This window comes from Methylophaga sp. F7, from assembly GCF_056863975.1.
The window spans coordinates 1238915-1263918 of sequence record NZ_CM166511.1; the positions used below are offsets into that span (position 1 = coordinate 1238915).

Sequence of the window (25004 nt, forward strand, 5' to 3'; positions counted from 1 at the left end):
GTCGATGGCTAAATCCAATACCAATCTTCATGCCAAGCTGGTTAAAGTCTTTTTAATACAAATTGCATTAATTAGTCTGGTGGCTATCGCCGGAATTTACGCTGCAAAAGCAACCCTTGAAGATGTATTGGTGCGTGCTGCTCTAGAGGGTGAAGCCCAACATTTCTGGGATATGCGTGCAGAAGATCCGCAGTTTCCATTACCCAACACCATGAACCTAAAAGCTTACATGGCCGAACGGGACAATTATTCTCAGTTACCACCAGCCTTACAGGAGCTGGGACCAGGCTTGAAACGTGCTGAGCTGGCAGGCCAGCAGCCCATTGTTTATGTCGAGGACAAAGGTGATCGTCGTCTGTATCTGATTTTTGATGAAGTGAAGGTTTCCCGACTGGCTTTAGTCTTTGGTCTATTACCTCTGGCGATGGTTCTAGTTGTGCTTTATCTGCTGGCCTGGATTGCCTATCGACAGTCACATAAGGCAGTTTCACCCATAATGAAACTGTCACGGGCAGTCAACGAAGTGGACTTTCGGGAGGGTAATTTTCCCCAGTTGGATCTGCATGATTTGAGAAGCATTCCAGATGACGAGGTTTCCAGTCTGGTCCGGGCGTTAGATGAATTTACTAACCGGCTGGAAAACTTTGTTGAACGTGAACGGAATTTTACCCGCGACGTCAGTCACGAATTACGTACCCCAATAGCTGTAATCCGTGGAGCATTGGAGGTGGTTGAACGCAAATATGGCGATCAAGCAGTGACAGAAATGAACCGTATGTATCGCACACTGATGGATATGGAATCGCTGATTGAAACGCTGTTGTTATTAGCCAGGGAGCAGGTTGAGGCGTTACCTTTACGTGAAATCACGGTGAATGATTTGATAGCTGCGGAACTGGATAACCTGCGAATGATTCATCACGATAAACCGATCACGGTGAATGTGGAAGAGTCGGGTATTTTAGTCGTACTGGCTGCTGAACGAGTGTTACCGATTCTTATTGGTAATCTATTGCGTAATGCCTTTAATTACACTCTGCGTGGCAATATTACTGTCTCTATCCGATCGGACGGGTTTTCAGTGGCCGATAGTGGAATTGGGATGGACCGGGATCAAATGCAGAAAGTCTTTAAACCGTTTTTCCGTGCAGATGAGAAGCAACAGACTACGGGGTATGGTATTGGTATGACTATTGTTAAACGGTTATGTAATCGCTATGAATGGAATCTGCGTTTATCCAGCAAAATGGGCGAGGGGACCGAGGTCAGTGTGCACTTTCCCAAAGCGCAGTTTCGCAGCCGTTAAGCTAAATAAGCTTTAAAGATCTTCTTCTCTGCAAAGCTTATAACCCACACCTGGTAAGGTATGCATTAACTGGTTTTGAAAAGGTTTATCCAGACTTTTCCGCAGGTTATACAAATGACTGCGTAGCGTATCACTATCGGGTGCATCATCACCCCAGACTTCAGCTTCCAAACGTTCGCGGCTGACAATTTTTGGCGATTCGCGCATCAGAATCCGCAAGATGTGTAACGTTATTGGAGACAGCTTGATAAGCTTATCACCTCGCATAACACGCATAGTATCGAGGTCATAGGTGAGATCGGCTACCGTTAACTTTCCACCTTCTAGCTCTCCCCGTTGACGTCTGATCATTGCAATCAGCCTGGCTTCGAGCTCACGCATTTCAAAAGGTTTAATCAAATAATCATCTGCACCCAAATCAAAACCGTTCACCTTGTCATTAATGGTGTCACGGGCGGTCAGCATAATGATCGGCGTATGTAGATGCATTTCCTGACGTAATCTGCGGCAGACTTCAAAGCCATCAATTCCGGGGAGCATGATATCCAGAACGATTGCGTCGTAATGGTGCTCTTCACATAACTGTAATGCGGTAATGCCATCTGTTGCAAAATCAACGGTAAAACCGCCAACTTCCAGATAATCACCTACATTAGCAGCCAAGTCCCGATGATCTTCAACTATTAATACTGTCGCTGATATTGCTTTCATACTGTTCTCTTAAGGCCTGTTATAGCTACGTTACGATGTTAACATCCGCATCGCAAGTAGCAATTTTGGGAATTTCTCCCAAAAAATAACAAAAGCCATTTGACTTAATAAATAACAATCATTATCATTAACAACACGGTTAACCAATAGGGTTTATTTCATGATAGTTTGTGTTTGCAACAACGTGAATGTCGATAAAGTTAAAGCATCTATTGATGCTGGCGCAGACTCGCTGGAAGCTATCCGTGAATGCACTGGTGCTGCCGCAAGCTGTGGTAAATGTCAGTTCAAGGTAAACCGTGTTTTGCAGCAACATGCCCCACAGCTTATCGAACAGGATAACTTTCTGGTGGCCCAAACTGTGAACGGTACGCGTTAACTCTGCGCAGATAGTAGAACCTCCTCAACTCCAATTGAATCCTGAATATTTCAAAGTCTTATTTCCATAGTTTATTTGTGGCTTTTTGCCAAACAAACAAGTCACTAATTTACTTAGCTTTAATTGCTAATTCTTATTTTTCCACCTCGTATGGAACAGAATGTAGATGATAATTGTTATCATTTGCCTTTAATATCAATAGCTTATCTTTGACATTTATTCTTTATGAACGATAATCGTCTTCATCAGATCCAGGAATAAGGGAGAATCCGATGAAAGGTGATAAAAAAGTTATTGAGCTGTTGAATAAAGTATTAGGTAATGAGCTGGTAGCCATTAACCAATATTTTCTACATGCCAAAATGTACAAGGACTGGGGTCTGAAAAACCTCTATGAGCATGAATATCATGAATCGATTGATGAAATGAAACATGCTGATGCCCTGACGGAACGCGTGCTGTTTTTGGAGGGGTTACCGAATCTGCAGGATTTGGGTGCGTTGCGTATCGGTGAAAATACTCGTGAAATGCTGGAAGCCGATCTTTCATTAGAACTTGATGCTATACCAGACCTGAAAGAAGGTATTCAATATTGCGAACAGATTGGTGACTACGTTACCCGTGATTTATTCAAGAATATTCTCGAATCTGAAGAAGAGCATGTTGACTGGCTGGAAACACAACTCAGCCTGATTGATAAAATGGGTATTGAAAACTTCCATCAGGCACAGATTGTTAAAGAAGCCGAATAATATTTCATTAACAGAAGCCCTTTCAGATTAATTGAAAGGGCTTTTTTTATTAGTTTATCGATGCGTTGGATCCGGTTTTGGTTAAGCCAATAATCATCTCATTGAAAAGCACTTGATCGCCTTGGCTTTCATAAATGGGTTCATCATCTACCCAAATAAGTTTTTCTCTCGTTAACATATCAAATGCTTCTGCCAGACATTTTCTATCGGCAACCGAATCGCCATCAAAATGGGCCACTTTGGAAATCAGGGCTTTTAAATCCATTTGAAAATTATCCGATAAAAGCAGAATATCAATTAGTTGTTGAGCATACTCCTCACTCATTTCATTTCCTCTCGTAAATTAAATTATCGTCATTTTTCCGCAACTGCTTCTGATCTACTGTCTGTTGATCTTTCATAGTCACAACAGAGGCGGCTATGAAAGATCAACAGACACTAAAGCTCATAGAGACGATCACAGGCCTGATAACCCTTACTAAGCAAAATCACATTCTTGTGGACACATTTATCGGCCCACTTTGAATCAGAACCATCTGTTTTAATGGATTTATAAAAAGGTGCGTTTTCGAGATCGGGATCATCAAAGGTATACACTTCGACATCTTCATTGGCCCATTTGCCCGACCAGGCGTTGGTTGCTCCTACTAATTGAAAATACTGTTGCTGATGTTTTTCAAAACCAGCAGCTTCCAACTCAGCAAATGTCAGGTTTACATCATTTTGACTGCATGCTGAACAGACTAAAAATACTGAAATTGTTAATTTCCTATGCATAAATACCTCTCCGGATCATTTCTGCAGACAGTTCAGATCCATTTGAGTAAACAGAAGTAAGTTTGGCAAAAAGGGCTTAGTAAACTAGGGTCTGTTGATAATTCATAGCCGCCTCGCATCATTTCCGCCTTGTAGAACGAAAAAATAGCTTCCAGCAGTGGTGACTTTGAAAGATCAACAGATTCTAGCGATAGATATAGCGCTATATGTCTTTATGGTGCTTTTTTTGACTATAACATCTGACAAGCGTTATGAAAAATGCGTCTTCAGATTATGCATAACGGATATTTACAGTGATATTTGCTTCAGTAATGGAGATGAATAAAGCAAAATGATTAAACGTGAACTATACATTTTGCTCCTAGCTTCACTATTTCATCGAAAGTTGCCAGTTTGGGATAAGTGTCCAAACGATGCTGACCTATAATAATCATGTAATTAACATTCCTGACCGAATTAAGGATATTAAATGATTAATGCTTATGCTGCGCTGGAGCGGGGGCCAAACTTACTCCATATCAATATGACCCCGGCCTGTTAGGAGAGCATGAGGTCGAGATTGAGGTGCGATATTGCGGTATTTGTCATAGCGATATCAGCATTATCGACAATGACTGGGGGATGTCTATTTACCCGGTCGTTGCTGGACATGAGGTAGTTGGAACAATAAGTCAGATTGGTGCCGCTGTCACCAACCTGGAAGTCGGGCAAACAGTCGGATTAGGCTGGTATGCTGATTATTGTGAAACCTGCGAACAGTGCCATAACGGCGATGAAAATATCTGTTCAGATCTTACCCCTACCATTGTCGGCCATCATGGTGGTTTTGCCGATAAGGTAAGGGCAAATGCCAATAGTGTTATTCCTTTACCTGAAGCGATTGATCTTAAATCCGTCGGGCCATTGCTTTGTGGCGGTTTGACGGTATTCAATCCGTTAGTGCAATTTGATATTAAGCCAACAGATAAGGTGGCAGTAATCGGTATTGGCGGGTTAGGACATATTGCTTTGCAATTTCTGCAAGCCTGGGGATGCGAAGTCACAGCATTTACCAGCGCAGCAAAATTACAGGAAGCTCTGGATATGGGGGCTCATTACAGCGTGGATTCGCGTGATGCCGTCGTCATGGCTGAGCTGCCCAGAAAATTCGATATGCTTCTCTCTACTGTTAACGTCAAACTGGACTGGAATCTGTACCTGAGTAAATTAAAACCAAAAGGGCGGCTGCATTTTGTCGGGGCAACCATGGATCCATTGGATATTAAAGTATTCAACCTGACAGAAGCGCAAAGAAGTATTTCCGGATCAGATACCGGCAGTATGCAAACCTGCAACAAAATGCTGGAATTTGCTCAACGTCATCAGGTCAAGCCGGTTGTGGAAATGTATCCGTTTGATCAGATAAATGAGGCGATTGAAAAACTGCGTAAAGGAGATGTGCGTTATAGAATCGTTCTTGAGCGGTAAAGCAGGAAAACAGGCGGTGATTTACGTTTACTGTCGGTAAATAAAAAGCCCCAACAGTATAACTGATGGGGCTTAAATATTCTGGATAAACCTGTTGATTTATAAAAGGTTTAATGTTGGTACCGAGGGCGAGAATCGAACTCGCACTTCCGAAGAAACCGGATTTTGAATCCGGCGCGTCTACCAGTTCCGCCACCCCGGCAACAAGCCGAGCATTATAACGAGGGCTGTCCGATTATGAAAGCCCGTTTTAACGTTTTGATGATATTTTCATGTCTGGAAGCGATTTTACCTAACGAAAAGCGCAATAGCTCTGCTATGATCTCGCCATGCAACGTACCGACTTTCAATTTGAACTCCCACCCGAATTAATCGCCCAGTATCCGTCCAAACACCGAACTGCCAGCCGATTGCTGACACTTGATGGAAATAGTGGTGAGCTGGCAGATCGCCTGTTCAGCGACTTTCTGGATTTACTCAAACCCAATGATTTGCTGGTGTTCAACAACACCAAAGTCATTCCTGCTCGCCTGTTAGGCGAAAAAGAAACTGGCGGGAAAATTGAGGTTTTGGTAGAACGGGTCCTGGACGATAAACGCGTTCTGGCACACATTCGCAGTAGCAAGTCTCCGGGAGAGGGTCGAATTTTAATTTTGGAAACCGAGCTTCGTGTTGAGGTTCTGGGCCGTCAGGATGCGTTATTTGAACTTAAGTTTGATATTGCAGGCGACGTAATTGAGGCGCTCGAACAATACGGACGATTACCTTTACCCCCTTATATAGAGCGTGAAGTTGATAAAAATGATTTGGATCGATACCAAACCGTCTATGCCAAGCAAATTGGCGCGGTGGCAGCACCGACAGCCGGGCTGCACTTTGATAATGAGCTGATGCAACGAATCCGCGATAGCGGTATAGACATGACTGAAGTCACATTGCATGTCGGAGCAGGAACATTTCAGCCGGTGCGGGTTGAGGATATTCGTACGCATCAAATGCATTCCGAGCGTATTGAAGTTAGCGAAACCGTTTGTGAAAAGGTTCGTCAAACTCGCAAAAAAGGTGGACGAGTTATTGCAATAGGCACTACCAGCGTAAGAGCATTGGAAAGCGCCTCACGTAGTGGCGAAATTGAGTCCTATTCAGGTGAAACAGATATCTTTATCTATCCGGGCTACCAGTTTCGTTCAGTAGACGCGATGGTCACTAACTTTCATTTATCCGAATCGACTTTATTGATGTTGGTCTCGGCCTTTGCCGGACGCGACCATATAATGACGGCCTATCATCACGCCATTGAGCAACGTTATCGTTTTTTCAGTTACGGTGACGCCATGTTTATCACCAGGAAAACTGCATGACTCTTTTAGACAAAGTTCGCTTTGTGCTGGTTGGCACCACACATCCAGGTAATATCGGTGCTTCTGCCCGGGCAATGAAAACCATGGGCTTATCAAATCTTCATCTGGTATCGCCGAAAATCTATCCTAGTGCCGAGGCGACAGCACGGGCTTCTGGAGCAGATGATGTGTTGGCGAAAGCAGTGGTGCATGACACCCTGCAGTCGGCATTAACCGGTTGTCAGCATGTGTTTGGCATGAGTGCCCGGCTCAGACACCTTGCAGTGCCATTAATGAATCCGCGTGAAGCGGTTGCCTCGCTTGAAAAATATGATGATGATACCCATATTGCAATTGTATTCGGGCGGGAGCATTCCGGTTTATCAAATGACGAACTGGATCTATGTCATACCTTGATAAATATTCCGGCAAATCCAGAATATAGTTCGTTAAATCTGGCTGCTGCGGTTCAGGTTATGGCATATGAATTACGCATGAGTTTCAATCCGACCATTGAACGAGGTCGTGTGGGTGAAGAACGTGAGGCCATTCACGCCGAAGATCTGGTGCATTTATACGACCATTTCGAACGCAGTCTGACCACCATCGGCTTTTTAGATCCGAGCAATCCACGTAATTTAATGCGGCGGATTCGTCGTTTATTTAACCGTGCAGATCTTGACCGGAATGAAGTTCAGATTTTGCATGGCATTTTGCGTGCAGCAGAGACCAAAGCGAGGAGTACAAAATGAACGATCAATTACATGTGACCCGCTGGCAGCGTTTTAAAGAAGATATCTACTGCGTATTTGACAGAGATCCTGCGGCGCGCAATGTGTTTGAGATCGTCACCACCTACCCAGGTGTGCATGCATTAACACTGCATCGCTTCAGCCATTGGTTATGGAAAAAAGGCTGGATGTGGCTGGCTCGTTTTATGTCGACTATCGGTCGTTGGTTGACCGGAATTGAAATCCATCCGGGCGCCAAAATCGGTCGGCGCTTTTTTATTGACCATGGCATGGGCGTGGTGATTGGTGAAACAGCCGAAATTGGTGATGATTGCACGCTCTATCATGGTGTGACACTGGGGGGGACCTCCTGGAAAGGTGGCAAACGCCATCCGACGTTAACCAATAATGTTGTTGTGGGGGCTGGGGCAAAAGTTTTAGGGCCGATTACTGTTCATGAAGGAGCCCGTATTGGCTCCAATTCGGTAGTGGTTAAGGATGTTGCAGCGAATGAAACCGTTGTTGGTATCCCTGGACGAGTGGTCAGAAGCCAGAAGAACCCCGACAAAAAAGCCCAGGAAAAGCTGGCGCAATCCGTTGGTTTTGATGCTTATGGTACCTCAACACAAACACTGGATCCGGTGGCATCTGCCATTCATGGATTGATTGAACATATTCATTTAATGGAAAAGCGCATGGATTCCATGTGCCAGACAATTCATCGTTTAGGCGGCGAAATGCCAGATGTTTCGATGCCTGAACTGGAAGGATGCGAGTTGGATAAAGATCAGGATTCAGCTAAAGTTGACTAAAATAGTCGGGTATGGAAAACTATCAGAATAGTCTGTGATAGGAAACCAATATGCGCTTAACGACGAAGGGTCGCTATGCTGTGACAGCAATGCTCGATTTAAGTCTGAATTACGGTGTCGGCGCGATCACGCTTGCTGATATATCCGAGCGTCAGGGTATCTCGCTTTCCTATTTGGAACAGTTATTTGCCAGATTACGGAAACAGGGGTTAGTCAGCAGTTCACGTGGTCCTGGCGGTGGTTATCGTTTAAGTCGGGCAGCTACCGAAATTACTGTGTTGGATGTGATTTCAGCGGTTGATGAAAAAGTGGATAGCACGCAATGTCAGGGCAAACATAACTGCCATGCTGATGAGCAATGTGTCAGTCATGAGTTATGGCAAAGCCTGAGTGATCAGATTCGACTCTATCTGGCAGGTATCACCTTGCATCATGTGGTAAGTGACTACGAACGAAATCTTAACAACCGGGGTAACAGCGAAAAAGTCATCAAATTTGATGCACTTTAATTTTCGTTACTGAGTCTTATGTCCTTTGCTTATTTAGATCATAACGCCGGAACCGGATTGGCTGAAGGCGTTCTGGATATGATGTTGCCCTATCTTAAACAGCAACAGGGTAATCCTTCCAGCAGCCATCGTTTTGGTCGTTATACGCTTGCAGCAATTGATCATGCACGACAACAAGTCGCCAATTTGGTAAATGTAGAAACCGATCAAATTATATTTACCAGTGGTGGCACAGAATCGAATAATCAGGCCATTGGTGGCGTTGCTCAGAAGTACGATTCCGGACGCGTTTTAATTGGCAGTACTGAACATCCTGCCGTGCTTGAACCCGCCAAAAGATTACAACAGCAGGGTTTTGAAGTACTGTTCATTCCGGTTAATGCTGATGGTCTGATCAATGTTGAGATATTTGAAACCTTACTGACCGACGATACCCGTCTGGTCTCGGTGATGTGGGCAAATAATGAAACTGGCGTAATACAGAATATTGCTCAATTAACCGAACTGACCAGGCAACGGGATATCGTATTTCACAGTGATGCCGTGCAGGCAGCCGGTAAGCTGGAAATTGATTTTCAGGCGGCTGGGATTCAGATGATGAGTCTGTCTGCACATAAGTTCGGTGGTCCAAAAGGCGTTGGTGCGCTGATTGTTGATAAAAAACTGGACTGGCCTGCATATGTATTAGGTGGTGGTCAGGAACACGAAAAGCGCAGTGGTACCGAGAATGTTGCGGCAATAGTCGGGTTTGGGGCGGCAGCTGAGAAAGCCAAGCAACAATTAACGCATTATCAGCAACATTGTCGTGAATTAAGAGATTTGCTGGAAATTCGATTACGCGAAATACCCGGGGTGACGGTTTTTGCACAGTCAACAGAACGTCTGCCAAATACAGTGTTTTTTTCATTACAGGGTTTTGATTCCGACACCTTACTGATGTCACTGGATCGCAAGGGGTTTTCGGTTTCCAGTGGTTCAGCATGTGGCACGGGACGACAAATACCAAGCCATGTGCTTAAAGCCATGGGCGTAGATGATATGACGGCATTAGGTGCTGTCCGGGTGAGTGTTTCATTGGAAAATACTACAGAACAAATTGAACAACTGGCAGTCGTAATTGAAAAAGAAGCCAGTCGTTTTAACCATTTGATGAACAGGTAATGAAATGACAACAATTACATTGACACAATCAGCAGTAAAACGCGTTCGCGACATGGTTACCAAGCGTGACAGTGGCATTGGCTTACGAATCGGGGTAGTCAAAAGTGGCTGCTCAGGTTATAGCTATGCCCTTGATTACGCAGATAGCGTTGCGGCCAACGATATGATTATTGAGCAGGACGATGTCAAAGTCGTGGTAGATAAAGATAACCTGCCTCTGTTGGAAGGCATGATTTTGGATTTTGTTAAGGAAGGACTGAACCAGAGCTTCAAATTCATAAATCCGAATGTCACTTCTGAATGTGGCTGTGGTGAGAGCTTCAGCGTGACAAAATAAAACGATTAATTTTTTATAATGAATACTGCCCGTCAAGTACGGGCAGTTTTGTTTTATCCCACCATTAAGCGTGATTTAATTCCGACCATGACCGAACTAAGCAATCTGCAATTTGATGCGCAGCATTTGTGGCATCCCTATAGTAGCGTGGAAAATCCGCCGCTTTTACATGAAGTGATTTCGGCAAAAGGCGTGTATTTAACATTGGCTAATGGTCGCGAAATCATTGATGGTATGTCCTCCTGGTGGTCAGCTATTCATGGTTACGGCCATCCACGTCTTAATGCAGCAGCTAAAGATCAACTCGATAAAATGTCGCATGTAATGTTTGGCGGCTTGACTCATGATCCGGCGGTCAGTCTGGCACGACGTTTAATCGATATCACTGATGATGCCCTGCAATATGTCTTTCTGGCTGATTCCGGCTCGGTATCAGTTGAAGTCGCTATTAAAATGGCGATTCAATACTGGTTTGCACAGGGTAAAACAGAGAAGCAGAAACTGCTTTCACTAAGAAGCGGCTATCACGGCGATACCTTCGGCGCGATGGCGGTTTGTGATCCGGTTAATGGCATGCATTCCCAGTTTGCCAAGGTACTTCCACAACATCTGTTTGCTCCAGCCCCCACCTGTCGCGACGATGTTGAATGGCAGGACAGTGATATTGCTGAAATGCGGGCATTAATTGAAGCCAACCATGAACAGCTGGCGGCAGTGATTGTCGAGCCGTTGGTGCAAGGCGCTGGGGGCATGCGTTTTTATTGTCCGCAATATCTGCGTGAGCTTCGGACTTTGTGTGACAAGCATAGCGTGTTGCTGATTTTTGATGAAATAGCTACTGGTTTTGGTCGGACAGGCGATTTGTTCGCTTATGAAACAGCTGGTGTCGTGCCAGATATTCTATGCTTAGGTAAGGCGCTGACAGGGGGTACATGACGTTGGCGGCCACACTATGTCAAACCAGAGTGGCACAAGGGATCTCAGCTGACGGACAGGGGGTGTTGATGCATGGCCCGACATTTATGGGTAACCCGTTGGCATGTCGCGTAGCCTGTGAAAGTATTGATGTATTACTTGAATCAAACTGGCAACAAAGCGTGCGGGCAATTGAAGCACAGCTTACGGATGAGCTAAATGAACTATCTTCCCATTCACTGGTTAAAGATGTTCGGAGCAAAGGGGCGATTGGGGTGGTGGAACTAAATCAGCCTTTGGATAAGTTTATGGACTGGCTGCCAGGGTTTATCGTGGAGCAGGGCGTATGGATAAGACCATTTCGCTCAATGATTTATGTCATGCCGCCTTACATCATTACCTCGGAGCAATTAACTACGTTGACTACTGCGATAAAATCTATCGTGAATAAGTTGGAGGAATCAGTAAAATCCTGAGTCCGATCAAGATTATGCCTGATAGTTTTCTGTATTTTGCGGCGTAATATCTTCCTCACGTTATCCAGAAAAGCGGATAGCGATACCCTTAAAATAGAATGGAGAAATGATCATGTGGACTAAACCAGAATATTCAGATATGCGTTTCGGTTTTGAAGTAACCATGTACATCTGCAACCGTTAATATCGGTTCAAACGTACTTTAAAAGCCTCTGAAGTTTAGCTTCAGGGGCTTTTTTCATTAAGACTGTATTGCAATCGCTTATTCCGATTATATTAATAGAATTAAGTTGTTTGACCGTTGCATCATCGAGCCATAGAATGACGATTGTCGCTTTTGACAATCAACAAGGAGTAGACCATGTCGACTTTGATTAATACAACCGTTAAACCATTTAAAACCACTGCATTTCACAAAGGCGAATTCATACCTGTTACTGATGCTGATCTGAAAGGTAAATGGTCAGTAGTATTCTTTTACCCAGCTGACTTCACCTTTGTTTGCCCGACTGAACTGGGTGATTTGGCCGACCATTACGCGAAACTGCAGGAAATGGGCGTTGAAGTTTACTCAGTATCTACTGATACCCATTTCACACACAAAGCATGGCACGATGCTTCTGAAACCATCAAGAAAATCAACTTCCCAATGCTTGGTGATGCAACCGGTGCTATCAGCCGTAATTTTGAAGTCATGATTGAAGAAGAAGGTCTGGCGCTGCGTGGCACATTTGTTATCGACCCAGAAGGTGTGATCAAAGTGTGCGAAGTTCACGATCTTGGCATTGGCCGTAGTGCAAAAGAACTGGTTCGTAAAATCCAGGCTGCTCAATATGTTGCCTCACATGATGGTGAAGTATGCCCAGCTTCATGGCAGCCAGGTGAAGAAACCTTGTCACCATCTCTGGATCTGGTTGGCAAAATCTAAAGAAAATCTGAAGCAAGTTGTCGTTTAATTTAACGACAACTTCTTACGAAATTCTTGATCCGTTGGATCAGTGTGTCCGGGCCGATCGGCCCGGACATCACCCAAATACTTTATAGAATTTTAGACAGGCAGGTGCCTTATGTTGGATGCTAATATTGCTGCGCAATTAAAAACTTATCTGCAGAATCTGCAACGTCCAGTTGAGATCATTGCCTCACTGGATGATGGCAAAAAATCTCTGGAAATGCGTGAGTTGCTGGTGGAAATTGCTGATATGTCAGACAAAGTCAGCTTTTCTGATGCCGATAACGATGCACGTAAACCTTCATTCCGTATTAAACAGCCTGAAGGGCAGGAGCAAATCCGTTTTGCCGGCATCCCGATGGGCCATGAGTTTACCTCACTGGTTTTGGCATTGCTGCACACCGGCGGGCATCCGATGAAGACCGAGCCTGAAGTGATTGAACAAATCAAACAGCTTGATGGCGAGTTTGTATTTGAAACCTATATTTCCTTGTCATGCCAGAACTGCCCTGAAGTGGTACAGGCGCTTAACCTGATGGCGGTGTTGAATCCAAATATTCATCACACCATGATTGATGGTGCACTGTATCCGGAAGAAGTCGAAGCACGTCAGATTATGGCAGTGCCGACTGTTTACCTGAATGGTGAGGTATTCGGTCAGGGCCGTATGAGCCTGGCAGAAATTATCGGCAAACTGGATACGGGTGCCATTAAACGTGAAGCAGAAAAAATCAGTCAGCGGGACCCCTATGATGTATTGATTATTGGTGGCGGACCGGCTGGTGCTTCTGCATCAATTTATGCATCACGTAAAGGAATTCGTACCGGTATCGTGGCTGAACGTTTTGGTGGCCAGGTAATGGATACCCTGGCGATTGAAAACTTTATTTCAGTCAAAGAGACCGAAGGGCCAAAACTGGTCGCTGCACTTGAAGAACACGTGAAGGAATATGAAGTAGACGTGATGAAGTTACAGCGCGCCAACAAATTAAGTCAGAAAGGCAAAATGCTTGAAGTGGAACTGGAAAGCGGTGCCACTCTGACCAGTAAGTCAATCATCATTGCGACTGGTGCCCGCTGGCGTGAGCTGGGCGTGCAGGGTGAAGCAGAATACCGTGGTCATGGCGTTGCCTATTGCCCTCACTGTGATGGTCCGTTATTTAAAGGTAAACATGTTGCGGTAATCGGCGGCGGCAACTCCGGTGTCGAAGCTGCAATTGACCTGGCCGGTATTGTTGGACATGTAACCCTGCTCGAATATGCCGATCAGCTGAAAGCCGATGCGGTATTGCAGAAAAAACTGCACAGTCTGAATAATGTAACGGTAATTATTGGTGCGCAAACCACCGAAATTACTGGCGATGGCAAGAAAGTGAACGGTCTGAATTATAAAGATCGTGCAACTGAGGAATCACATCATGTCGAGCTGGCTGGGGTGTTTGTGCAGATTGGGTTGTTGCCCAACACCGACTGGTTAAAAGACACGCTCACATTGAGTAAATACGGTGAGATTGAAATTGACTCTCACGGTGCCACCTCAATGCCGGGTGTTTTTGCTGCCGGTGATGTGACGACCATTCCATACAAGCAGATCATTATGGCAATGGGCGAAGGCGCCAGAGCAGCTCTGGGTGCTTTTGATTATCTGATTCGTAATGAGTTTGATGATAAGGATAAAGCCGCCTAATCCACGAAAGCTGAATTCATTCCGCCTCGTCAATCAAATCGCGCAAGTTTAATAGCTTCATGCGAATGGCGAGGCGGGTGAGTTCAATATCCGAATTCACATCCAGTTTTCGTTTAATAATGTAATGTGAATTCGATACAGTTTTCGGACTAATATTCAGAATGTCTGCAATTTGTTGGTTATTATTGGCCTCAAGTAACAGTCGTAAAATCTCAAATTCTCTGACCGTTAAATCATCCAGCCTCGCTTTATCCTGTCCCAGTTTTTCTACGGCCAATGCCTGTGCCACGTCGGGACTGAGACTGAGTTTGTTTTCATAGACCTGATAAATTCCATGTATTAACAAAGTCGGATCGCTGCTTTTGGTGACATACCCCAGTGCACCAGCTCGAATCGCCTGTAATGCAAAGCTGGGATTCTGATGCATACTGAACACCAGAATACGTGCCTGACCATCATATTGTCTGATGCGTGAAATGGCTTCCAGACCACTTTGTCCCGGCATGGAAATATCCATAATGACCACATCAGGTTCGAAGGTTTTATAATTCTGATAGGCCTCAGCAGCATCACGGGCATCCGCTATTACAGTTAAATTGGGTTGTTTTTGTAACAGCGAGCGGTAACCTTCACGCACAATGGCATGGTCATCAACTAACAGGATTTGAATCGATTTTTCAGACATGCGGGTGCTCCGTTGTCGGTGCAGGTTTTGGATTAACCGGTAAATTGATGAGCAGTTTCAATCCGCCTTTGCTCTGGATATCCATGGTGATTTTACCGCCCAAAGCATTCACGCGTTCCGATATTCCCAATAAACCTACACCCATATGCTGATTGAAGCTGTCACGTTTGGCTTTACCATTATCCTCAACCTGCAGCGTTAACTGATTTTGATGAACATATTTCAATTTGATGTTTGCTTCACTGGCATCAGCATGCTTGGCAATATTGGTTAATGATTCCTGCACAATCCGATAGAGATTGACCGGTAATGGTTCTGGTAATGAATCAACCCCATCGTCTATCTGAAGCTTAAATCGGGTTTCTCCACCAGTGCGCTGATTCCAGCTTTTTATCAGTTTTTCCAGACTTCTTGTCAGTCCCAGTTCATCGACATCAGCTGGACGCAAACGGGTTAATAATCCACGCAAAGCGGACATCATATGAGCCGTTATATGACTGATACCTTCGGTTTCACTGATAATTGAAGGACAGTCCTTACGTGCAGTCTGACTGATAGAAGTAGTTAAAGCATTAATACCGGCGAGACACTGACCAAACTCATCGTGTAGTTCTCGACTGATATAACGATGTTCTTCCTCCTGTGCATTAATCAATTTCAGTGCGAGTTCACGGTTCTCATTCATAATCTCTTGCTGAGTGGAGGCCAGCGCATTGATCGCTTCGCTGGTGCGGCGCCATTCGCCTATTTCAAAACTGGGGATACGAGTCTGCAAGTCCCCCTGGCGCATTTTTTCCAGACCACGAACGATAAGCTGTGCCGGGTGCAGCATCCGATGAATGGTCATAAACACCAATAACGATACGGCCAGAATACTTACCGATAAAATACCGAACACCGCACGCAGATTACTCCAGGCACGGGCAATCTCAGTTTCCATATTCAGCGAAACAATAATGTTGCCATAGGTGATGGCATTAAATGAAAACCGCCGACTGGCTTCATAGTTTGGTTGGAAAAGTTGTTGATAAAGCTCACCAAACCACTGTGGCCATCGGGTTTCATCATGCACAACTTCATTACACAAACTGCGGCGACGACTTTCCGTACGTGATAAAAACTGTACACACGAGCCAGGCACGCCATTCAGTTGCTGCAAAATATTGGAATCCGGGAAAGCTATCGAGTAATCATAACGGGAGAACATTTTCAGTAACTGCTGAGTAAGTTGTTTTTCAATACGCAAAGCAGTCAGATCGGCCTCCAGTTTGGCTTGCTGATCGGTCTGATAAAGCACATAACCCGCACTAACGACCAGACAGACAAAGCCTATCAGCATGATTCTAAAGAAAAGCTGTAGTCTGAGATTCATCATGTATCCATCTAAACAATCGCTATAGTCTAGGCGCAGATATAGGCTCTGCAAAGCTGAACCACAGTTAACGGGATATTTGCCCGATGTCCATGGGCAAATATCTGATGTGTGATACTGGCTTTCACTGTTTAATAAACAACATTCTGCAAGTAAAGCTGATACAACATTTTAAGTGCTTATGGAGTATTTATTTTAAATCTATTATTAGTTAGCTGGTTTCACATTTTGATATTCAGTGATAAATTCCTGTGATAACAAAACCTAGGGCTTGTTTATCTTTCATCTCCGCCTCTGTTGTGAGCTGAAAAAGCGTCAATCAAGGCACGAGGAGCGCCTTTTAGTTATTCTAAATAAGCAACGAGCAACGCAGAGTGGCGCTTTTTCAGTCACAACCCGCAGGGCTGGGGCTATTTTTCCGCCCTACGGCGTTGGAAATGACTTATGTAGAACAACTACATCGCATCATTTCCGCCTTGTAGGACGAAAAAATAGCCGCCAGCAGTGGTGGATATGAAAGATAAACAAGCCCTAGTCAAACGATAAAAATCAAAACTAAAACAGCAAATCACTGGGATTTTCCAGCATTTGCTGTCAGTCTAGGGTTTTGCTCGCTTTGCAAAGATGCGTTAGATAAACAGCCTTCATTTGAAAAATGATTTTTGAATAAGGCTCAAAATAAAAAATTACCTATTTAAAGGGGAGAGAGAATGTCGGATAAGCAGCAATTAGCTACTGCTCGTGAACATGCATTGGCACTGGAAAAGGTTGTCAATAATGTGGTGATTGGTCAGCAACAGGCGATTCGTTTGATCTTGATCGCACTGCATGCTCGCGGCCACGTATTGCTTGAAGGCGGGGTCGGGGTGGGGAAAACTACCTTGTTACGGGCTTTCTCAAAAGCATTAGGTGGTGCATTTGGCCGTATCGAAGGTAGTGTGGACTTAATGCCTAACGATCTGCTTTACAGTGCCTGGGTTAATGCTGATGGTAAACCGGTCATCGAACCTGGTCCGTTGATTGCCAAAGGCGAAGAAACCGCGGTGTTTTTCTTTAATGAAATTAACCGTGCCCGTCCCCAGGTTCAATCACTGCTGCTCAGAGCGATGGCCGAGCGAAGTGCTGAAGCGTTTGGTAAAGAGTATCGTTTTCCGCATATGATCGTATTTGCTGATCGTAATGCCGTGGAAAAAGAGGAAACCTTTGAACTTAGTGCGGCAGCGCGAGATCGTTTCCTGTTCGAGATTAATATCAGTCGACCACTTGAAGATGAACAGCGTCGTAAATTGATTTTTGATCCGGCATTTCATGATGTAGATGAATTGCTGAGTTCAATAGGTGACCCACTGCTGAACTATCGTGATTTGAATGCTCTGGATCGGGATATTCAGAATAGCGTCTATGTTTCTCCGGAAATTGAAAACTATGTCGTACGTCTGTGGGATGCCAGCTGGGAACCTCATAAACTCGGTATTACCTTACCCGATGTCTACGTAGAGGATCTGGTCGTTGCCGGCGCCAGTGTTCGTGGTATGTCGGCGATGGTTCGTGCGGCCAAGGTTTGTGCCTGGCTGGAAGGGCGTGACCATGTCATGCCTGACGATATTCATTATGTATTACTGCCATCATTGACCCATCGTGTATTCCTGTCGCCGGTCTATGATGGCCGTCGTGAGCAGTTGATGCCGCAGTTTGTACAGGCGTTACGCGACCATATCGCTACGCCGTAAGCAGGCCTCATCATGAAGCCTATTCAACCTCAGGAATTTAGCTACCGCTTTCCAGATAAGGTTTTCGGACATGTGCCAGGTGCACACAACGGAACTGCAATGGGAAGTGGTGATCGTTTTGCCGGTTTTGCCGACTTGTTTGATTACCCCGACCCACGGCGTCTGGATGTGCGTGCCAGTTTACGCACTAATATTGCCGATTCCGCTTTAGGTAATCAGGAACGCTGGCTGGTTCGCCGTTATCAGCAACGCTCTTCTATTACCTTATGGCTACTTGCCGACCTAAGCCGATCGATGTCGGTTTCAAGTGTCAGTAATGAACGGGTGGCTCGTCTGGCCCATATGATTGCTCACAGCTCTATTGGCTTTGGCGATCGGTTTGCCATGGCTGGATTTGACGCCATGTGGCGTAAAGATGTTTCAGTGATGCCAACCAGACAGCGCAGTATGCCTGCTTTGGCCGCTGAAAAAATCATTCATGCAGCGCCACCTTCAGAGCCTGGCGCGGCAGGATTATTTGATGCTGCAGATTTGATTACCAGCCCTAAAGCCATGGTGTTTATTGCATCAGACTTTTGCTGTGATATTGACCTGGTGGATCGCACTTTACGCAAGTTGGCACATTACACGGTGATACCTATCGTCTGGCAACATGATGAAGTGGATCATCTGCCTTCACATGCCGGTTGGACTGAAACCAGGGATTCTGAGACCGGAAAACGTCATAGCGTATGGATTCGGCCGGGTATCAAAAAACGTTGGCAGCAGCAATTGGATGAACATTTTGAGAAATTGACGGCCTGTTTTATGCGCTATCGCGTTAAGCCGCTTTTTGTCTCTGGAGAGGTCACCCCACAACAATTGACCCAGTATTTCTCCGCCATGAAAAAATCATAGGAATGCACATAATGCGCCGTTGGATCCTCATTATCAGTTTTATTTTCAGTAGTCAGCTCATGGCTCAGGATGTGATCATTAACATTGATCGCAGTTGGGGCCTTTTGATTGGTGATATTGTAACGACCAGCATTGTTCTGCCGGTAAGTGTCAGCGATATTGATGCAGACAGTTTGCCGCAATTGAACAAACGACATGGGCCTTGGCTTAATCTGCAGCAGATATCAAGTAATAATAATGTGCTTGAGCTGCAGTATCAGTTGGTTAATGTACCTGCTGAAACACGCACATTACAGACTCCCACCTATACCCTCAGAACCAATGCGGGTGAATTGCTGGATATTCCGTCAGCTGAATTTTCTGCCGGATCTTTTTTGAATGCCACTGAAGAAAATGCGATGGAAATTCCGTTACGTGGTGATCAGCGTTTACTTCCTGCAGACTTTGCTTCGCTGCAAAAACAACTAACATATGCCATTGCCGTCGCTTTGATTACGGCACTTATATGGCTGGTCTGGCATATTGGCTTACGCCCGGGCAAACGTCTGCCGTTTGCTAGAGCGGTATTTTCAATGAACAAATTACGCTGGTTTGGACATAAAGACGTGGATGCTGCCACACGCGTTATGCATCATGCATTTAATGACAGTGCCGGCACGGTGGTGATTTACAGTCAGATTCAGCAATTGTGGGATGCCTGTCCGTGGTTAGCTGATTTACAGCCAGAGATCACAAGGTTTTATCAGCAATCAGCATCACACTATTTCAGCCGGGAACCTCAGCAGAATGCGGATTTTGACAGTTTGATTAAACTGGCTCGTGCCTGCCGGGCGAGGGAGAAAATGGCATGATGCTGTTTGGGCTCGAATGGGCTTTCCCCCTTGTATTTTTGTTATTACCGATGGTGTTATTACCATGGTTTAATAACAATCTGGATAAAACGGTGGCCTGGACAGCGCTAGTACCACACGATCCGTTATCCCGAACCATTAGCCTGACGTTGAAAGTGTTGTCTTCCGTGGTTATTGCTGCTTTATTGCTCGCTGTTGCCAGCCCGGCTATACCGGAACGAACCGTGGAGAGGTTTGGTGAGGGAGCTGAGATTGTATTACTGCTGGATCGTAGTCGTAGTATGGACGATGCGTTTGCTGTGACCACTCAGGCTGCTAATTATTCTGTTGCAGGCGACAATTCCAAACGTCGGGTTGCACGAACCTATCTGACTGAGTTTGTAAAAAAACGTCCCGATGATCGGTTTGGTTTTGTTTTCTTCAGTACGAATTCGATCAATCTGTTACCACTGACCTATAGTAAAGAAGCTATTCTCAATACGATTGAAGCAAATTCTTTAGGTAAGGGCTTATCCGATACCAACCTGGCTGATGCGTTAATGAATTCGGCTTTAATGTTTGAGGATCAGCCCTATCGTGGTTCGCGAATTGTTTTACTGGTCTCTGATGGTGGTCAGTTAATGACCGATGAAGCCATGGAATTAATCACCAAACGTTACAAGGAGATGAATCTTAGTATTTACTGGATTTATCTCAAAGCCAGACAAGGCATGACGCTGGAACCGTCGGAAAATGACAATATTCTCTATACCGATCTGCCCGAGCGTAAAGTTCATGAGTTCTTTAAAAGTATTGGCATTCCTTATCGGGCATTTGAAGCTGGATCATTGGAAGAGTTTGCTGCGGCGATGGATGAAATTGACGAACAGCAATATCAGACCTTGATTGTCGAAGAGCTGGTGCCGCACGAACCCAAGGCAGACTGGTTTTTATGGTTAGCGTTGCTTGCCATGCTGCCGTTGGCAAGTTCACATCTATATAGTTACTGGGGAGTTCGAAAAGCACATGAGTAACACATTAAAATTATTACGCTGGGTGTTGCTGTCGATTTTTGTTATCAGCATTGGTGTGATGTTGTTATCAAGTTGGCAGTTATGGCAGCAAAAAAGAGTTGAAGCTTTTGTCATTGCTCCCGAACAATATGAAACGATTCCGGAGCATCCTCGGGCACATTTTGCACAAGGCAGCTATCTGGTTGAACAAAACGAGAACGATGCAGCTTTAGAGCAATACACCTTGGTTCTTGGCAGCCAGCAAACAGAGTTGTTACCTGCTGCCTATTTCAATCGTGGCAACATCAATTTACGTGAAGCGATAGCAATGGATGGCAATGATCCGCAAATGATTCCACTGGTTGAATTAGCTAAACAGGATTATCGCAGTGCTCTGAAACAACAGCCGGATTTCTGGGATGCGCGCTTTAATCTTGAGGTAGCACTGCGTTTAGTGCCAGAAGATCCTGAAGTAGATGGTAATTTTAAAAAGCAGGAGATCTACAGCGAGCGCAGTATTGAAACCAAGGCATTCAAGGTTGATTTACCATGAGGCTGAGTTATCCTAAACGTATATTTTTAACAGCTCTGGTCATGCTGATCAGTCTGTTAATGATTATGGCGGCTCTATGGTTACCTCCGGTGGATCGCGAAATAGAGGTGATGGACAGTCTATTTGTCATTGATATAACCGACAGTATGAACGTGGAAGATGTTAGCTTTGGCAGTGAAACCATTACTCGACTGGACTGGGCCAAGGAATATACCCGTCAGTCAATTTTGAGTATGCCATGTGGTTCTCATGCCGGCCTGGCAATTTTCAGTGAAGCTCGCAGCCTGATTCTGATGACGCCCGTTGAAGTCTGTGCCAATTATCATGATCTGATGCAGATGCTGTCTCAATTTCATCCAACGATGGCGTGGGCTCGTTCCAGTGAAGTATCCAAAGCGCTCTATACAGCGATTCGTCAGGCTAAAGAAATTACCCCACAGCCAACGGTTGTATTTTTAACTGATGGTCATGAAGCGCCACCGGTTCATGAAACACTTTTTCCCAAATTCACTGACACACCAGGCGAAGTACCTGGAGTGATCGTCGGTATTGGGGGAGTGATCTGGTGCCTATTCCAAAAACCAATGAGTTTGGTGAAATAGAGGGATATTGGGAGATCAACGAGGTTATGCATAAAGATGTGTACGCATCAAGTCGAGGAGATGCGGCCGAGCTCAATAATAACCGTCCGCGGACAGAACATTTATCTTCGCAGAAGAAGTCTCATATGGAAACGGTCTCAAGACGGGTTGGCTTTGAGTTTATTTCTTCACCAACATCCCCACAGAAACTGATCAAAGAAATGCAGAAAATTTCTGACACCCGGCAGCAACCGGTCAAATATGATTTGTTTGTCTGGTTGGCATCAATCGCCTTAATTTTACTGCTTCTGGTATTTTTACCTTACAGTCTGTTCACCAAACAGCATGAGTAAGCTGGAGTTTACCTTTTTTATCAGGCGAAATGGAATTTCAATATTGAAACTTCTCTAACCTGTTTGATTGTCTGTAAAGCATGAGTTGGTCACATCCATATCTGCTTTATTTATTGCCACTGGTGCTGCTGCCGTGGGTAAGTCGTAATACTGAAAAGCAAATTGTCTGGGAATCATTATTACCTCACGATACTGTTTCCACAGTTATGGGTTATACACTGCGTGTAATGACATCGATTGTGATTGCTGCATTACTCATGGCGGTTGCAGAACCACATATCCCTGAACATACGGTGCAGCGCAGTGGTCAGGGAGCAGAAGTCATTATTTTGCTGGATCGCAGTCGCAGTATGGATCAGCCTTTTGCTCGCCGTCACACCTATCGTCTCTCCACTAAAATGAATTTCAAGGAAAGCAAGCGCAGTGTTGCCCGTTATTATTTGACCGAGTTTGTTTCCAGTCGTCCTGATGACCGTTTTGGCTATGTGTTTTTCAGTGAACAGGCAAGCGGAATTTTGCCATTAACCTACAGTAAGGAAACCACACTGGCCACTATTGAAGCAGGAGGGTTAGGCCGCGGATTGACCAAAACCGATATCTCTGTGGCATTAAAAAAAGCAGGTGAAATGTTTGATGGAGAAGTCTATCGGGGAGCGCGAATTGTGTTGTTGATTTCCGATGGAGGACAAATTTTATCCGCTGAGCAGGAACAACGGATTAGCCAGATATTACAGGACAATAATCTCAGTTTATATTGGATCTATCTGCGTTCCGTCAGTGGCATGACGCTTGACGAAATGCCCGGTGAAAGCGTGCTCTGGCAGGGAGCACCGGAAAGACATTTACATACTTTTTTCAAAAGCCTGTCGGTTCCTTATCAGGCTTTTGAGGCTGGTTCGCTCGATGAATTTGCAGCAGCCATGAAGAATATTGATCAACAGCATTATCAGACGTTACTAGTCGAACGCAAAATGCCGCGTGAATCACTGGCAGACTATTTCCTATGGGTAGCAATGGTGGGTTTGTTGCTGCTGACCGCATCACAGATATACACTTGGTTTGGTGTATCGCGGGCGTATCGTTCGACACGTCATTGACCAATAGCAGGTTGAATTTAAATCTAACCATGACAAATCTTTTTCTCGACATTTCTCTGTCTCAGCAGCGTTGCCAGCTAATAAGGGATGACAAGGTGCTGTTTTCTGCATCTGTTTCAACGGCTTTAAATGGACCCGGTGAACAGGAAGGTTCAGGATGCACTCCCAGAGGCTGGCATATAATCAGGGCATGTATTGGTGAGGGGCAACCGGTTAATACCGTGTTTCGTGGCAGACGGCCTACTGGTGAAATTTTTTCACCACTGCTGGCGAAACAATTTCCCGATAAAGACTGGATTTTAACGCGCATAATCTGGTTAAGCGGACTGGAACTTGGCAGGAATCGACTGGGAAATGTTGATACAATGCGTCGCTATATTTACATACATGGCACACCGGATAGCGAGCCAATGGGCATCGCTAAATCCCACGGTTGTATCCGCATGCACAATCAGGATTTGCTGACGTTGTTTGATCTGGTCAAACCCGGTTTGAAAGTCCTCATTCACGAATAAGGTAATTACATGACATTAGGCCCGTTGATGGTGGATCTGATCGGCGTAACGATCAGTGAGAAAGAAAGAGAAATTCTTCAACATCCATTGGTTGGCGGTGTCATCCTGTTCAGCCGTAATTATGAATCTCCGGAACAAATTGCTGCACTGACTTCTGAAATCCACGCAATACGTCAACCACATCTCATCATTGCTGTGGATCATGAAGGTGGACGGGTACAACGGTTTCGTGAAGGCTTCAGCCGGCTTCCACCTGTTGGCACGTTAGGCCAGCATTACATGCAACATCCTCAACAATCCCTTAAACAAGCCGAAGTAACCGGTTGGTTAATGGCGGCAGAACTTCGTGCCGTGGGAGTGGACTTCAGTTTTGCACCGGTTCTGGATCTGGATTACGGCATCAGTGAAGTGATTGGTGATCGTGCATTTCATCGGGATCCACAAGCGGTTACCAAACTGGCTGCTGCTTATATCAGCGGCATGAAACAGGCTTACATGGCAGCTGTTGGTAAACATTTTCCTGGTCATGGTGCCGTGGAAGTCGACTCGCATTCAGGTCTGCCGATCGATACACGCTATCTGGAAGATATGTGGCAGGCTGATATGCTGCCATTTAGGCAACTTTGCTCACAAACCTTGGCGGGCATCATGCCAGCACATATTGTTTATGAAAAATGCGACAGTTTGCCGGCTGGCTTTTCACCCTATTGGATCCAGGAAATTCTGCGTAAGCGTATGGGCTTCCAGGGTGCAGTAATCAGTGATGATCTGAGTATGGCAGGTGCTGCCATTATGGGAGATAGTACAGCTCGTGCAGAAGCTGCTTTAGCTGCGGGTTGTGACTTGTTGCTACTTTGCAATAACCCCTCAGAAGTTGAAAGTGTGCTGGATAACCTTAAATGTGATGCCGATCCGCTAAGACATATGCGTCTGGTTCGATTGCATGGTCGTCACCCGATTGACCGCGAGACGCTAATGGCTAGCGAGCAATGGAAACAGGCGGTTTATAGCGTTGCCAATTATGCTCCTGATACTGATCGGCAACTGGATCTTGCCTGATATTTTT

Annotated in this window: 28 protein-coding genes, 1 tRNA gene and 1 pseudogene; 24 read left to right on the forward strand and 6 right to left on the reverse strand. The window is 45.1% G+C overall.

Going from position 1 to position 25004, the window contains the following annotated elements:
• The first annotated feature begins 4 nt into the window (after window positions 1-4).
• Window positions 5-1306 carry a sensor histidine kinase gene (locus tag AC08OG_RS06490; RefSeq protein ID WP_292355974.1) on the forward strand — a complete coding sequence of 434 codons (1302 nt, stop codon included), beginning with the start codon at window positions 5-7 and terminating at the stop codon, window positions 1304-1306.
• 12 nt (window positions 1307-1318) lie between these two features.
• Here the strand turns inward: AC08OG_RS06490 and AC08OG_RS06495 are convergent, their stop codons facing one another.
• Window positions 1319-2017 carry a response regulator transcription factor gene (locus AC08OG_RS06495; protein WP_292355973.1) on the reverse strand — a complete coding sequence of 233 codons (699 nt, stop codon included), beginning with the start codon at window positions 2015-2017 and terminating at the stop codon, window positions 1319-1321.
• A gap of 160 nt (window positions 2018-2177) precedes the next feature.
• Here AC08OG_RS06495 and AC08OG_RS06500 point away from each other — a divergent pair, with 160 nt between their 5' ends.
• Both AC08OG_RS06500 and bfr read left to right on the forward strand, forming a co-directional pair.
• Window positions 2178-2396 carry a (2Fe-2S)-binding protein gene (locus AC08OG_RS06500; RefSeq protein WP_292355971.1) on the forward strand — a complete coding sequence of 73 codons (219 nt, stop codon included), beginning with the start codon at window positions 2178-2180 and terminating at the stop codon, window positions 2394-2396.
• Between the two features lie 272 nt (window positions 2397-2668).
• A complete protein-coding gene (gene bfr, locus AC08OG_RS06505) occupies window positions 2669-3148 on the forward strand; it encodes a bacterioferritin (protein ID WP_292355969.1) in 480 nt (159 codons plus the stop codon).
• A 49-nt stretch (window positions 3149-3197) separates the two neighbouring features.
• Here bfr and AC08OG_RS06510 read toward each other — a convergent pair whose 3' ends face one another.
• Both AC08OG_RS06510 and AC08OG_RS06515 read right to left on the reverse strand, forming a co-directional pair.
• Window positions 3198-3473 (reverse strand): hypothetical protein, encoded by a 276-nt coding sequence (locus tag AC08OG_RS06510; protein ID WP_292355967.1) that lies wholly within the window; start codon window positions 3471-3473, stop codon window positions 3198-3200.
• A gap of 113 nt (window positions 3474-3586) precedes the next feature.
• The gene (locus AC08OG_RS06515; RefSeq protein WP_292355965.1) at window positions 3587-3925 is read right to left on the reverse strand and encodes a hypothetical protein; all 339 of its coding nucleotides are present in this window, start codon (window positions 3923-3925) and stop codon (window positions 3587-3589) included.
• A gap of 534 nt (window positions 3926-4459) precedes the next feature.
• On the opposite strand from AC08OG_RS06515, the gene AC08OG_RS06520 reads away from it, so the two are divergent.
• On the forward strand, window positions 4460-5392 hold the full coding sequence (locus AC08OG_RS06520; protein WP_482930528.1) for an NAD(P)-dependent alcohol dehydrogenase: 933 nt from the start codon (window positions 4460-4462) through the stop codon (window positions 5390-5392).
• Between the two features lie 117 nt (window positions 5393-5509).
• Here AC08OG_RS06520 and AC08OG_RS06525 read toward each other — a convergent pair.
• A tRNA-Leu gene (locus tag AC08OG_RS06525) sits at window positions 5510-5594 on the reverse strand.
• A 127-nt stretch (window positions 5595-5721) separates the two neighbouring features.
• Here AC08OG_RS06525 and queA point away from each other — a divergent pair.
• From queA to ahpF, 10 genes and pseudogenes are all read left to right on the forward strand, one after another.
• Entirely contained in the window at window positions 5722-6753 is a 1032-nt protein-coding gene (queA, locus tag AC08OG_RS06530; RefSeq protein WP_292355962.1) for a tRNA preQ1(34) S-adenosylmethionine ribosyltransferase-isomerase QueA, read from the forward strand.
• Window positions 6750-7484 (forward strand): RNA methyltransferase, encoded by a 735-nt coding sequence (locus tag AC08OG_RS06535; RefSeq protein ID WP_292355960.1) that lies wholly within the window; start codon window positions 6750-6752, stop codon window positions 7482-7484. Before queA ends, AC08OG_RS06535 begins: the two co-directional genes overlap by 4 nt.
• Complete coding sequence (cysE, locus tag AC08OG_RS06540; RefSeq protein ID WP_292355958.1) at window positions 7481-8275, forward strand: serine O-acetyltransferase; 795 nt, start codon at window positions 7481-7483, stop codon at window positions 8273-8275. Before AC08OG_RS06535 ends, cysE begins: the two co-directional genes overlap by 4 nt.
• Window positions 8276-8325: 50 nt before the next feature.
• Complete coding sequence (locus AC08OG_RS06545) at window positions 8326-8784, forward strand: Rrf2 family transcriptional regulator (RefSeq protein ID WP_292355956.1); 459 nt, start codon at window positions 8326-8328, stop codon at window positions 8782-8784.
• Between the two features lie 18 nt (window positions 8785-8802).
• On the forward strand, window positions 8803-9945 hold the full coding sequence (locus tag AC08OG_RS06550) for a cysteine desulfurase family protein (protein ID WP_292355954.1): 1143 nt from the start codon (window positions 8803-8805) through the stop codon (window positions 9943-9945).
• A 4-nt stretch (window positions 9946-9949) separates the two neighbouring features.
• The gene (locus AC08OG_RS06555) at window positions 9950-10282 is read left to right on the forward strand and encodes a HesB/IscA family protein (protein WP_292355953.1); all 333 of its coding nucleotides are present in this window, start codon (window positions 9950-9952) and stop codon (window positions 10280-10282) included.
• A gap of 87 nt (window positions 10283-10369) precedes the next feature.
• Window positions 10370-11673, forward strand: a pseudogene (gene bioA / locus AC08OG_RS06560) (adenosylmethionine--8-amino-7-oxononanoate transaminase).
• 112 nt (window positions 11674-11785) lie between these two features.
• Window positions 11786-11857, forward strand: a complete 72-nt coding sequence (gene pqqA / locus AC08OG_RS06565) for a pyrroloquinoline quinone precursor peptide PqqA (RefSeq protein ID WP_081443609.1) — start codon at window positions 11786-11788, stop codon at window positions 11855-11857.
• A gap of 177 nt (window positions 11858-12034) precedes the next feature.
• Window positions 12035-12601 (forward strand): alkyl hydroperoxide reductase subunit C, encoded by a 567-nt coding sequence (gene ahpC / locus AC08OG_RS06570; protein WP_104934625.1) that lies wholly within the window; start codon window positions 12035-12037, stop codon window positions 12599-12601.
• Between the two features lie 139 nt (window positions 12602-12740).
• Entirely contained in the window at window positions 12741-14312 is a 1572-nt protein-coding gene (gene ahpF, locus AC08OG_RS06575; protein WP_292355950.1) for an alkyl hydroperoxide reductase subunit F, read from the forward strand.
• A 16-nt stretch (window positions 14313-14328) separates the two neighbouring features.
• On the opposite strand, the gene AC08OG_RS06580 is transcribed toward ahpF, so the two are convergent.
• Together AC08OG_RS06580 and AC08OG_RS06585 are read right to left on the reverse strand one after the other, a co-directional pair.
• Window positions 14329-14997 carry a response regulator gene (locus tag AC08OG_RS06580; protein WP_292355948.1) on the reverse strand — a complete coding sequence of 223 codons (669 nt, stop codon included), beginning with the start codon at window positions 14995-14997 and terminating at the stop codon, window positions 14329-14331.
• Window positions 14990-16372: a histidine kinase gene (locus tag AC08OG_RS06585; RefSeq protein ID WP_292411220.1), complete on the reverse strand. Its 1383-nt coding sequence runs from the start codon at window positions 16370-16372 to the stop codon at window positions 14990-14992. Before AC08OG_RS06585 ends, AC08OG_RS06580 begins: the two co-directional genes overlap by 8 nt.
• Before the next feature lie 707 nt (window positions 16373-17079).
• Here AC08OG_RS06585 and AC08OG_RS06590 point away from each other — a divergent pair.
• From AC08OG_RS06590 to nagZ, 10 genes are all read left to right on the forward strand, one after another.
• Window positions 17080-18099, forward strand: a complete 1020-nt coding sequence (locus AC08OG_RS06590) for an AAA family ATPase (protein WP_292355944.1) — start codon at window positions 17080-17082, stop codon at window positions 18097-18099.
• A gap of 12 nt (window positions 18100-18111) precedes the next feature.
• Complete coding sequence (locus AC08OG_RS06595) at window positions 18112-18996, forward strand: DUF58 domain-containing protein (protein WP_292355942.1); 885 nt, start codon at window positions 18112-18114, stop codon at window positions 18994-18996.
• Window positions 18997-19007: 11 nt separating this feature from the next.
• Window positions 19008-19847: a hypothetical protein gene (locus AC08OG_RS06600; protein WP_292355940.1), complete on the forward strand. Its 840-nt coding sequence runs from the start codon at window positions 19008-19010 to the stop codon at window positions 19845-19847.
• Window positions 19844-20860 carry a VWA domain-containing protein gene (locus AC08OG_RS06605; RefSeq protein WP_292355938.1) on the forward strand — a complete coding sequence of 339 codons (1017 nt, stop codon included), beginning with the start codon at window positions 19844-19846 and terminating at the stop codon, window positions 20858-20860. The genes AC08OG_RS06600 and AC08OG_RS06605 overlap by 4 nt, the downstream gene beginning before the upstream one ends.
• A complete protein-coding gene (locus AC08OG_RS06610; RefSeq protein WP_292355936.1) occupies window positions 20853-21392 on the forward strand; it encodes an MxaK protein in 540 nt (179 codons plus the stop codon). Before AC08OG_RS06605 ends, AC08OG_RS06610 begins: the two co-directional genes overlap by 8 nt.
• Window positions 21389-21994 (forward strand): VWA domain-containing protein, encoded by a 606-nt coding sequence (locus AC08OG_RS06615; protein ID WP_482930413.1) that lies wholly within the window; start codon window positions 21389-21391, stop codon window positions 21992-21994. Before AC08OG_RS06610 ends, AC08OG_RS06615 begins: the two co-directional genes overlap by 4 nt.
• On the forward strand, window positions 21958-22326 hold the full coding sequence (locus AC08OG_RS06620; protein ID WP_482930414.1) for a hypothetical protein: 369 nt from the start codon (window positions 21958-21960) through the stop codon (window positions 22324-22326). Before AC08OG_RS06615 ends, AC08OG_RS06620 begins: the two co-directional genes overlap by 37 nt.
• An 80-nt stretch (window positions 22327-22406) precedes the next feature.
• Window positions 22407-23423, forward strand: a complete 1017-nt coding sequence (locus tag AC08OG_RS06625) for a vWA domain-containing protein (RefSeq protein ID WP_292355932.1) — start codon at window positions 22407-22409, stop codon at window positions 23421-23423.
• Window positions 23424-23452: 29 nt separating this feature from the next.
• Window positions 23453-23938: a L,D-transpeptidase gene (locus tag AC08OG_RS06630; RefSeq protein ID WP_292355930.1), complete on the forward strand. Its 486-nt coding sequence runs from the start codon at window positions 23453-23455 to the stop codon at window positions 23936-23938.
• Window positions 23939-23947: 9 nt separating this feature from the next.
• Window positions 23948-24997 (forward strand): beta-N-acetylhexosaminidase, encoded by a 1050-nt coding sequence (gene nagZ, locus AC08OG_RS06635; protein WP_292355928.1) that lies wholly within the window; start codon window positions 23948-23950, stop codon window positions 24995-24997.
• Window positions 24998-25004 lie beyond the last annotated feature (7 nt).